Origin of the sequence: Planktothrix sp. FACHB-1355 (assembly GCF_014748295.1) — a bacterium.
Lineage (GTDB): Bacteria > Cyanobacteriota > Cyanobacteriia > Cyanobacteriales > Aerosakkonemataceae > Aerosakkonema > Aerosakkonema funiforme_A.
Genome location: NZ_JACJUP010000105.1, coordinates 1 through 10,195, shown reverse-complemented (window position 1 = coordinate 10,195; position 10,195 = coordinate 1). Strand labels below are relative to the sequence as shown.

The 10,195-nt window shown below is 46.2% G+C and carries 12 protein-coding genes; 6 read left to right on the top strand and 6 right to left on the bottom strand.

Translation table 11 applies throughout. The annotated features are described in order from the left end of the window. Positions 1–39 precede the first annotated feature (39 nt). Positions 40–1,317 carry an adenosylhomocysteinase gene (ahcY, locus tag H6S82_RS07465; protein WP_190465002.1) on the bottom strand — a complete coding sequence of 426 codons (1,278 nt, stop codon included), beginning with the start codon at positions 1,315–1,317 and terminating at the stop codon, positions 40–42. Positions 1,318–1,417: 100 nt separating this feature from the next. Between ahcY and H6S82_RS07460 the strand changes: the two genes are divergently transcribed. The 4 genes from H6S82_RS07460 to H6S82_RS07445 all read left to right on the top strand — a co-directional run bounded on the left by H6S82_RS07460 (position 1,418) and on the right by H6S82_RS07445 (position 4,379). After that, positions 1,418–1,651, top strand: a complete 234-nt coding sequence (locus tag H6S82_RS07460) for a hypothetical protein (protein ID WP_191056120.1) — start codon at positions 1,418–1,420, stop codon at positions 1,649–1,651. A 35-nt stretch (positions 1,652–1,686) separates the two neighbouring features. Continuing rightward, positions 1,687–1,953 carry a hypothetical protein gene (locus H6S82_RS07455; RefSeq protein ID WP_190465004.1) on the top strand — a complete coding sequence of 89 codons (267 nt, stop codon included), beginning with the start codon at positions 1,687–1,689 and terminating at the stop codon, positions 1,951–1,953. Between the two features lie 120 nt (positions 1,954–2,073). Further along, a complete protein-coding gene (locus H6S82_RS07450) occupies positions 2,074–2,448 on the top strand; it encodes a hypothetical protein (protein WP_199315289.1) in 375 nt (124 codons plus the stop codon). A gap of 206 nt (positions 2,449–2,654) precedes the next feature. Then, positions 2,655–4,379 (top strand): ABC transporter ATP-binding protein, encoded by a 1,725-nt coding sequence (locus tag H6S82_RS07445; protein ID WP_190465006.1) that lies wholly within the window; start codon positions 2,655–2,657, stop codon positions 4,377–4,379. A gap of 289 nt (positions 4,380–4,668) precedes the next feature. Here the strand turns inward: H6S82_RS07445 and H6S82_RS07440 are convergent, their stop codons facing one another. Beyond that, a complete protein-coding gene (locus tag H6S82_RS07440) occupies positions 4,669–5,073 on the bottom strand; it encodes a cytochrome c (RefSeq protein ID WP_242056852.1) in 405 nt (134 codons plus the stop codon). Positions 5,074–5,285: 212 nt separating this feature from the next. Here H6S82_RS07440 and petG point away from each other — a divergent pair, with 212 nt between their 5' ends. Together petG and H6S82_RS07430 are read left to right on the top strand one after the other, a co-directional pair. Then, on the top strand, positions 5,286–5,399 hold the full coding sequence (petG, locus tag H6S82_RS07435; RefSeq protein ID WP_190465007.1) for a cytochrome b6-f complex subunit V: 114 nt from the start codon (positions 5,286–5,288) through the stop codon (positions 5,397–5,399). Positions 5,400–5,755: 356 nt separating this feature from the next. Then, positions 5,756–5,944: a CsbD family protein gene (locus H6S82_RS07430; protein WP_190465008.1), complete on the top strand. Its 189-nt coding sequence runs from the start codon at positions 5,756–5,758 to the stop codon at positions 5,942–5,944. A 72-nt stretch (positions 5,945–6,016) separates the two neighbouring features. Here H6S82_RS07430 and H6S82_RS07425 read toward each other — a convergent pair whose 3' ends face one another. From H6S82_RS07425 to H6S82_RS07410, 4 genes are all read right to left on the bottom strand, one after another. After that, entirely contained in the window at positions 6,017–6,988 is a 972-nt protein-coding gene (locus tag H6S82_RS07425) for an FTR1 family protein (RefSeq protein WP_190465009.1), read from the bottom strand. Between the two features lie 112 nt (positions 6,989–7,100). Next, positions 7,101–7,535 carry a ferritin-like domain-containing protein gene (locus H6S82_RS07420; protein WP_190465010.1) on the bottom strand — a complete coding sequence of 145 codons (435 nt, stop codon included), beginning with the start codon at positions 7,533–7,535 and terminating at the stop codon, positions 7,101–7,103. 78 nt (positions 7,536–7,613) lie between these two features. Continuing rightward, positions 7,614–8,657 (bottom strand): helix-hairpin-helix domain-containing protein, encoded by a 1,044-nt coding sequence (locus tag H6S82_RS07415; RefSeq protein WP_199315290.1) that lies wholly within the window; start codon positions 8,655–8,657, stop codon positions 7,614–7,616. A gap of 325 nt (positions 8,658–8,982) precedes the next feature. Next, positions 8,983–9,984 (bottom strand): multicopper oxidase domain-containing protein, encoded by a 1,002-nt coding sequence (locus tag H6S82_RS07410; RefSeq protein WP_190465011.1) that lies wholly within the window; start codon positions 9,982–9,984, stop codon positions 8,983–8,985. Positions 9,985–10,195: the final 211 nt, after the last annotated feature.

The following is a 10,195-nucleotide window of genomic DNA, read 5'->3' as shown; positions in this document are numbered from 1 at the left end:
TCTCTGAGAAACCGGGTTTCTATACATCTTACTACTTGTTTATGTTCCGGATGTCCAGGAGTTCATGTACTCGATTTGATCTGGGGTGAGGTTATCAATATAAATCCCCATTGCCTGCAACTTCAAGCGTGCAATTTGTTTGTCAACTTCGACTGGTATGGAATGGATACCCGGTTCGAGTTTGCCTTTGTTCTTCACCAGATATTCGCAACCTAAAGCTTGGTTAGCAAAGCTCATATCCATAACGGCGCTGGGGTGTCCTTCTGCGGCTGCTAAGTTGACCAAACGACCTTCGCCCAACACGATAACAGATTTACCGTTTTGCAGGCGGTATTCTTCAGTGAAGTTCCGCACTGTTCTGACTTCTTTGGCTTTGGCACCAAGCGCTTTGAGGTCGATTTCGATATCGAAGTGACCGGAGTTGCAAACAATTGCGCCGTCTTTCATCACGTCAAAATGTTCGCTGCGAATGACGTGCTTGTTGCCGGTGACGGTGATAAATAAATCGCCTTGGGGTGCGGCTTCTGACATTGGCATGACGCGGAAGCCGTCCATAACTGCTTCGATCGCCTTAGTCGGATCGATTTCTGTCACAATTACGTTAGCGCCCAGACCTCGTGCGCGGAGGGCGGTGCCTTTACCGCACCAGCCGTATCCGGCGACGACAACATTTTTACCGGCTAGCAGGATATTGGTGGCGCGGATAATACCATCGAGGGTAGATTGACCGGTGCCGTAACGATTATCGAAGAAGTGTTTGGTGTCGGCGTCGTTGACGTTGATGGCGGGGAAGGTGAGTACGCCATCTTTGAACATGGCGCGGAGACGAACGATACCAGTAGTAGTTTCTTCGGTAGTACCGATGATTTCGGAAAGTTGATCTTGGCGTTCTTTTACCAGAGTAGCTACCACATCGCAACCGTCATCGATGATGATGTTGGGACGGTGATCCAGGGCAACTTGGACGTGGCGGACATAGGTTTCTGCGTCTTCGCCTTTGATCGCGAATACGGGGATGCCATATTCGGCGACGAGACAAGCGGCTACGTCATCTTGGGTACTGAGGGGATTGCTGGCGATCAGTACGGCGTCTGCACCAGCTGCTTTGAGTGCAATGGCGAGATTTGCAGTCTCGGTGGTAACGTGGCAGCAGGCGACTAAGCGAATGCCAGCGAGGGGCTTTTCAGCGGCGAAGCGATCGCGAATTTGGCGCAACACGGGCATTTCCCGTCCCGCCCATTCTATGCGTTGTTTTCCGAGGGGGGCAAGGGAAAGGTCTTTGACTTCGTGCTTTGGCTGGGTGTATGTTGCAGTCATGAAATTGGTTGCTTGGGAAAGATTCAACTTGCAGATCTAATCTAGATTACTCTATCCCTGCCTGGGTAGGTTGCAATACCGATCGGCTGGGACACCAAAAGTGCGATCGCCACAGGGAAAAACTCACAAAATTGCCTTGACAAAGCAGTTACGCTCGATCGAGCGATGGCGGATATCAAAGATAATTTCTGCAACTTCCCTACTTTCCCTACCTTTCTTACCTCAAACTGCGATCGAGCCAAAGCGATCGCAGGCGGTTGCTTTTACAGTACAAGTGTACTATAATATAAGGGTACGGTCATCGAGCCCAGTTTCCTTGGAAATGGCTCACTAGCGACCTTTTAGAGGATGGATTTAGGTTTTTGCCCCATGAATAAGCACTACATTCTCAGCCTCAATCCGAACGCCAAGCAAGACTGGGATCGTTGCACGTTGCGAGAGCCTCTCACCGCTAAGCGTCCCGATCTCGCTAAGCTGATTGCCGAAGCTATTGGCGAAAAAGGCGGTTCTTACCTGGTTTCTGTGCGTATTGAAGTAGAAGTTTTGGAAAAAGCGGCTTTACCGCAAGTTGAGCAACTGCCTCTCAATATTCCGGAGATTTCCGCCCATTCCCAACGGCATGAACTCGTCGCTTAAATAATTTCAGATTTCAAATTTAAGATTTCAAATCGATAATTTTGCAAATTTTTGTAAATTTGAAATCTGCAATCTGATATTTGAAATTCTTCCCATAGCCTTTTTTTGTGAGGAAATGTGTTGTCGATCGAACTCAGTGATTATCCCCTTGCTATTTGCCAAGCCGCCCAAACAATCGCTGAAATAGATTATGAATTGTCTGCTATGCGGCAGCTAATTAATGCTTTTGAAGGCAGAGCGGATATGCTAGTGGCGGCTAATTTAAAACTAAAAAATGAATCTCAACGCAGGGCGCATCGCTTTCAATTATTGCAATTCAATCAGGAATATCAAAAGGCGCTGGATCTGGTGATGCAATTAAATACGGAAAAGACGAATGCGATCGCACACTTAGAATATCTCCGCAATCAATTTGCTGTAGCCAAATTGGAAGCAAGACTGGCGCTCGCACAACAACTTGCTGGTTTAGAAACGCGAGAATTAATTGGTTTTTAGTTTGGGCAAGTTTTCTCCTTTGGGTTAACTGGCGGTAGGGCTTTTCGTCCTACTGCTTTTTTGTGATTATGGCTGCAACGCATTATCCGAGAAAGAATCAAAATTGAAGAAGCTGCTTTTTTAGAGAGCAAACGCGATTTAGCGACAAAGAATCGTGCTAAAACCTGATAGCCTATTTCAATGCACAGTTTATCCCGGATATTGCCTTGAAAACTCGTTCTAGTTACTACCAACTCCTCCCCTACATCCGCCAAGAGTGGAAAACGATCGCTCTCGCGTTAAGCTGTACGCTAGCATTTACTGTATTCTGGCCGATCCTGGCGTGGTTGGCGGGTCGCATCGCCGGATACATCGGTGAGGGAAATGTGGGTGCGATCGCACAACTCGCCGGATTCAGTGCCATAATCTTCTTTATCCGGGGAATTGTGCAATACTCTCAAGATTCTCTGATGGCGAAAGCTGCTTTGAAAATTGCCCTCGACCTCCGCAAGCAAGTTTACGCACATTTGCAGCGTCTCAATCTCAGTTATTTTGAAACTGCTAAAACCGGGGATTTATCCTATCGTCTCACGGAAGATATCGATAGAATTGGCGAAGTTGTCAACAAAGTTTTTCACCAATTTGTGCCCTGCGTATTGCAATTAATAGTTGTGTTGGGATACATGGTTTATCTCAACTGGCAACTAACGCTGGCAACTTTTATTTTAGCACCGCTGATGGCATTATTGATTGGCTGGTTTGGCGAAAAACTTCTCACCGTTTCTCGCCGCAGTCAAAATCGCATTTCCAATTTATCCGCTTTGCTGACAGAAGTTTTCAGCGGGATTCGCCTCGTGCAAGCTTTCGCGGCTGAGGAATATGAAGTGAAACGATTTGCACAAGAAGCCGAACATAACCGACAGGCGAAATATTTGGCAGAACGGCTGAAAGCAATTCAGTTTGTGGTAGTCGGTTTTTTGGAAGCAATGTGCGTTATCTTGCTATTTTTCCTGGGAGGATGGCAAATTTCTCAAGGGAATTTGACTGGCGCGGAATTTGTTAGTTATGTAGCAGCAGTGGCATTATTAATCGATCCGATTTCGCTGTTAACGAGCAATTATAATGAGTTTAAACAAGGTCAGGCGTCTAGCGATCGCATTTTTGAATTATTGATAATTCAACCTTCAGTTGTGGAAAAGTCGGATGCTGTCGAACTTCCTCCCGTGACTGGAAAAGTAGAATATCGCCAGATCGACTTTGCTTACTCACCGGATAAACCTGTTCTGCAAAATATGAATTTGTTGGTAACTCCGGGAGAAACGATCGCATTAGTTGGCGCTTCGGGTGCGGGTAAAACTACTCTCCTCAACTTGTTACCGCGCTTTTACGACCCCCAAGTCGGCGAAATTTTCATCGACGGTATCGATATCCAGAATGTGACGCTAAAAAGTTTGCGCCGACAAATCGGTATAGTTCCCCAAGAAACGATTCTGTTTTCCGGTACGATCGCACAAAATATCGCGTTCGGTCAAACCGATTTCGACCTCAAAGATGTGCAAGCTGCGGCGGAAATCGCCAACGCACACCAATTTGTTACCCAGTTAACGCAAGGATATCAAACTTGGGTAGGAGAAAGGGGTGTAAACTTATCGGGAGGACAGCGCCAACGGATCGCGATCGCACGCGCTGTGTTGCACAATCCCAGAATCCTCATCCTCGACGAAGCGACTTCCGCGTTGGATTCGGAATCGGAAGCTTTAGTACAGGAAGCCCTGGAACGAATAATGAAAGACCGAACTGTTTTTATTATCGCCCATAGATTGGCTACTGTGCGAAGAGCCGATCGAATTTTAGTATTGGAGCAGGGGCAAATAGTGGAATCGGGAACTCACGAGGAATTGTTGGCAGCGGGGTTGCGCTATGCGCGTTTTTATGCTCAGCAATTTAGTTAAAAGGGGTTAGGGATTAGGGGTTAGGGCGTCGGGGTTAGGGAAAAGGGAAGAGGGAAGAGGGAAGAGGGGAGAGGGAAAGGCAGAGGGAAGAGGGAAGAAATTCCTATTTTTGACTTTTGACTTTTGACTTTTGACTTTTAGATCGCCTGTGCCTAACCCGCCCTACGATTAGATAAGTTGCATTTCAAGGCAAATCATCAAAAAATTTTTCCGAAATTCAAGAGCCGTCCTTTTAATGCCCAGCCAATCCAAAATCCAAAATCCTTGCATCGGATGACCGATCGCTTGACTACAATTGCTTTAAATAGCTGAGCAAGTCTGCCATTTCTTGCGGGCTGGGTTGGAATTGTGGCATGGGTGGTGTGTCGCCGCTTGTGACTTGGTGAATCAGACCAACTGGAGATTTGTGCTTGGAGACACCTTGCAAGCTTGGGCCAACTCTACCATCTGCCTGCAACCCGTGACATCCAGCACAGTTCATTTGGAAGATAGCATGACCGCGAATTCCATCGCCTTTCAGAGATAAAACATTCTTGACATAAGGATCGGATATCTGCCACTGATGATAGGCGACCATAAACACGAGGACTGCCAGCACCACTGCTAGAGCCATCAAGGTAAGCTGCCCGATCGCCGCTTCTAGTTTAGTTACCTGCTTTTCCACATGGTTGCCCAGCACGATGAGAAAGTACAAAGAAATTTTTATTCATATACATAGCTTAAAATTTCTAGACAATCCAGGCAAGCCGAGAGAAGGGAGAATATCTTGCCCCACAGAGTTCAACCGCCTTAACTGGCAAGACCTAAGCAAGTTTTAACATCTTACTGGATTGCTTCTTGTCGCGGTTATCCCTAGTAGTAGTATGAATAAGAGGTAATAAACTTTAACATTCAAGGAGATCTGACGTGGTAGAACCCCTACTTTCCGGAATTGTGCTCGGCTTGGTACTCGTGACCCTGGCTGGGCTGTTTGTCGCCGCATATATGCAGTATAAGCGCGGTAACCAGCTGGGTCTGTAGAAAAGTCAAAAGTCAAAAGTCAAAAGAGGCTGGAGACTAGGGTATCAGGAAGAAAACTGATTCTTCATTGCACAAAACTAATCCCTAGCAGTCCGCCAAATTGACGCAAGATGGGTGGAACTCCGCCATAAACCCGGTTTTTCTTAAAAACCGGGTTTTTTCCTACTTCTCTCTTTTGTGCATCAGGCTAAAGTTAGAATTTTTGATGCAGTTTTGATTGAGTGCGATCGCTATTTAAATCCTTCCAGCGAAAGAGCCTGTTTGCCAAATAAAAATATCATACTAGGCTACAGAAGAGCTTGAAAAATAACCAGCTTTTTGGTAAATAGTCACTCAATTTTGTCAAGGAGTTTAATATGAGCGTTGAAGATCGTTTAAATGCAGTTGCCAAAAATATTGAAGGCAAAGTTCAAGAAGCCATGAGCGAAGTTACTGGCAACCCCAAAGACAAAGTAGAAGGTCAGATGAAGCAGGAGCAAGCAGCTGCTATGCACGCGAAGGAAGACCTCAAAGACAGAGCTAAAGGAATGATAGACAGAGCTTAAGTTTAGTAGGGTGGGCATTGCCCACCTACTTTTATTGCTCTTAAATGTGGTGGGCAATACCCACCCTACTTTTTAAGAACGGATGGATTTTTCAGCAGCTGATGAAGGGATATTGCCATTTCTGGTAGATACTGGATTTTTGCTTCCCAAACTGCGGAAGTAAATACCGCCAATCGTAATTAAAAACAGCAAATAACCCACTGCTTGCACGATGTACAGCTTGTCAGGATAGCCGAACAAGGTGTGCAGGATAATGCCGGGGAATTTGTCTTGTGGCAGAACTTGGGTAGCATTCCAAACCATTGGCCCCAGAATGCAGGAGGGGTTTTTGGCAAACCTTTCGTAGTAAAAACATAGAGATTCTGACTCGCGATTCATCTGTGACAGACTTCTCACGGCTTCGTCAAAATCTCCCATTGATGAAACTACTAAACCTGCCACAATTAGGAGTAATAAAACTCCCATAATCTGGAAGAAGCGGCGGATGTCGATCTTGATGCCCCATTTAAAAAGAAGCACGCCAATACCAGCAGCTACTGCTATGCCGCTAAGTGCGCCAATAGCTGGGATCGAACCTTGTTGAAATTTGGCAACTATAAACAGAACTGTTTCAAAGCCTTCTCGCAACACGGCGATTAAAATTAAGCTAAAAACGCCCCAACCGGCTGCGGCGTCGTCTTTGAGGGCACTAGCGACAGCTCCCTCGACTTGCGCTTTGAGGGTACGCGCTTGCTGGGTCATCCAAATCAGCATCCAGCTGAGCATGACGATCGCCGCGACACCAAAAACAGCCTCTAGCAGTGGCTCTATGACAGGAGTATACTGCTGATTTGATGTGCCCAGGAATTGAATTATCCAGCCAAATAGTATGCCTACTAGCGCACTGGCTAGAAGTCCGACCACGACACCGGCATAAACCCACGGGTTGAGTTTGGTTCGTTTTGCTTTTTTGAGTAAAGCTAGGACAATTCCGACTACTAAAGCGGCTTCAACCCCTTCTCGCAGGGTAATGATAAATGTGGGTAAAGCTGAACTAAAATCCATAGTAAGTCAAAAGTCAAAAGTCACTCAGTCAAAAGTTAAAAGTTAAAAGTTAAAAGCCAAAAGTCAAAAACTAACTAATTACCGCTAACTAATGACTAATGACTAATGTCTATTAACTAAAATCTCGTAACATCTTTTTTATTTCTATGTTGTGCATTTCTTCTGTACCAATCATCGTGCGGGCAAATTCCTCCAGGTAAATGCTGGCATTCTCAACTGTATCTAGAAGAGCTTTATAAAGGTCTAAAGCTTTCTTTTCGTGAGCTAAGCTTTCCTCCAATATATCTCGCACGGAATGTTTGTATGTTTCTTCAATAGGAGCGATTCGCAGGGTAGGGTGCCCCTCTAAACCTGTGAGAATTTCTCCTACTTGTTGGGCATGAGTTAAGGATTCGGTCGCCTGCAACTTGAAAAAATTTACAATCGGAATTCGGTTGGGGCCTGTTACCATCAGGGAGTAGTGAGTATAACGCACTACTCCTGCCAGTTCAAATTCCATGATTTTATTGAGGATGTCGGTCGCCTTTTTGTTGTCGAGTTCTCTCATTCTGTTGGGTCTTAGTGATTGGAATTGGGAATTGGGGATGGAGTAATGGGAATTATTTTCGCTCCCATTACCCATTACCTATGACGCACTTGTTGTGACTTTTTGAGTGTTCTGCTCAATTGTCTTAATCAGCTGGGACACTTGCGCTGGTGTTAGCACGGGTGCGGCTGGCGCGGTAGCGGAGGGCCAAGCTTTGATGAGTTCGGCCATACTGGTTTCGATCGCCTGATGTTCTTGGGGATGTTCTTTAGCCATTTTATCGGCGATCGACTGATAAAGAGTGTTGGCGTAGATTACAAAACCGCGAGAGTCTTGATACTCAATTGCCGCAGACACTTTGCCATTTGCGATCGCTGCCCCGTACTCTGAGTTAGCTGCATCCAGCAATCCGTTAATTACCTTTAGCACAAAATCTGGCGATTTTCTTTGTGTTTCGGGTATTCCTGCGATCGCCGCATCCACCGCCTGCATAGAAGTACCAAACTCTGTGGCTATTTTGGCGTCTTTTGGCTTGGATTTGACTAAATCCTGCAAACTTATGAGGGTTGTTTTGAATTCTTTAACTTTGCGCTCGTTCAGTTGCTCTTCCACATCAACGTAAATTTCTTCTACCGGGTGACCGATGTGAGGTTCGGCTTGTTTTGGTTGTTGCACATCCAGCAGTTCTTTGGCAACTAAAAGATGTCCTTTCATTAAGCCTAGTTTGGTCATATAGTCAACATCTTTGGCTTCACCGGTGAGGACGACATCTTCGATCGTCACCATATCTTTAACTTGGTCAAACTGTTCCTGGGTAATTACTTTTTTGGATACCAGTTCTTCAGCGCTGCCGTAGGGACGACTGGCTTGAATTTTGTTGGATAATGCTGGAACGCCCAATTTAGCTTCTAATTTATCTAATTCTGACAAAATTGCCGAATTGATGTTGATTTTCGGCTTGCTGCCGCTCATGTTGTGGCTGGTAACCTCTGTCGCTGCCGGAGTGGCGGTGGCAGCAGCGGGACTGGCGGTGGGGGCGGGTGTTGAGGTACTCTCTGTGTTTTGAGTACCGCCACAGGACGCGAGGGCAACTAGGCAGGCGATCGAAATTGCAAGTGACAGAGAACGAAAAGGAAACATCATCTTAATTCCCAAAATTTTAAGCGGGTATTACTGGCAGGCACCCTTGAATTTGGTTCGATGACCTGCCCTCTAAACCGAGTTTTGCAACGGTATTCTGTTGAAGCTATCAAATTAACTATCTTGCAGCTAGTGAGAATTTTTGTCAAGTAAATTGCAAATTATTCACCAACTAGGGGAAGTCAAAAGTCAAAAAGGGGTTAGGTTAGGGGTTAGGGGTTAGGGATTAGGGATTAGGGAAAGTCAATCATTCAAAAATTCCTCCTCCTCCCTCTTCCCCGACGCCCTAACCCCTAACCCCTAACCCCTAACCCCTAACCCCTAACCCCTAGCCCATCGCTTCAAACTGACCCATACAACCGGCTTGGGCGATCTGATCCTGGTGGGGATGAAACATATATTTCCCCGGATACCGGTAGGTGAATTCTAGAATGTGACGCTCAGCTATACCCATCGTAATCACGTCGGTTGTTTCGCTGGGAGTTAGAGACATCCCGCTGCGGTAGACATCAAAGAAGTTCGCGTGCAGGTGAAAGGTGACAGCAGCTTCAAACTCAATCATGTTGAGGACGTACAATCGCACCAACTGGTTTGTGTAAATGGGAATGGTATGGTGCATATAATAGTGCGGCAAGCCATTAAAAGCATAAAGTTCGTTGCGGTTGTCGTCATTTATGTCGTAACCTGCCATTATTAGCACCATTTCATCAGCGGGCGGACGCGGACGCGGCGGATCGACGATAAACATACCGTAGAGTCCTTTGCCGATGTGACGAGTCACCGGTTCGACGTGGCAGTGGTAAAGGTGGACGCCGTAGGGTTGGGCGTCGAATTCGTAAATTGTGGCTTTACCGTTGGCGATCGGTTTGACTCCATCCATCTCGGAAGGGTGGGTGCCGTGAAAGTGCAGGGAGTGGGAATGTCCGCCTTTGTTATAGAAGAGGACTCGCACGCGATCGCCTTCCCTGGCTCGCAGTGTTGGCCCAGGCACGCGATTGTTCACATTCCAGGTATTAAAAGTGACAGCGCTATTCAATTGCAGCGTGGAATTACTGGCAGTGAGGCGAAATTCTCTGATCGTGCGTCCGTTCTCTCGCTTGACGGTGCCGTAGTCGAAATCCCGCAGCAGTAACATCGGGTTGATGCCGTTGCCAAAGTTAGGCGTATCGTTCGGGATTGGCGGTATCTTTACCTGTGATGTTCGTTTTGGCATCAGGGTAGAAAGTGCGATCGCCGCACCTGTTACACCGATACCGCCTGCCAATCCCAGTTGCAAAATTTGTCGTCGGCTCCAAGGCTTTCCTTTCTCTGGTATGAGGTGATGACCCATCTTATTGTCAAGAGTTCTCAGTTCATTATTGCAAATAATTCTAAAAAACTTCTTGACAAAATCTCTAATTTAGTGACTCTTCTTCCGACTGTGCCCAGGACTAAGTTCGAGTATACCTCGACGGGTAAACACAACCGTGAAATTTTGTTGCGGCTGGTTGAATATTTAAATTATTGAGATAAATAATCCAATCGTTTGGGGTTAGGGGTTA

What these genes read in the sequence shown, in the direction of transcription:
- H6S82_RS07455 (WP_190465004.1), top strand. Translation starts at nt 1,687, where the DNA reads ATGAATAAGCACTACATTCTCAGCCTCAATCCGAACGCCAAGCAAGAC.
- H6S82_RS07425 (WP_190465009.1), bottom strand. Translation starts at nt 6,988, where the DNA reads ATGGATTTTAGTTCAGCTTTACCCACATTTATCATTACCCTGCGAGAA.
- H6S82_RS07420 (WP_190465010.1), bottom strand. Translation starts at nt 7,535, where the DNA reads ATGAGAGAACTCGACAACAAAAAGGCGACCGACATCCTCAATAAAATC.
- ahcY (WP_190465002.1), bottom strand. Translation starts at nt 1,317, where the DNA reads ATGACTGCAACATACACCCAGCCAAAGCACGAAGTCAAAGACCTTTCC.
- H6S82_RS07415 (WP_199315290.1), bottom strand. Translation starts at nt 8,657, where the DNA reads ATGATGTTTCCTTTTCGTTCTCTGTCACTTGCAATTTCGATCGCCTGC.
- H6S82_RS07410 (WP_190465011.1), bottom strand. Translation starts at nt 9,984, where the DNA reads ATGGGTCATCACCTCATACCAGAGAAAGGAAAGCCTTGGAGCCGACGA.
- H6S82_RS07430 (WP_190465008.1), top strand. Translation starts at nt 5,756, where the DNA reads ATGAGCGTTGAAGATCGTTTAAATGCAGTTGCCAAAAATATTGAAGGC.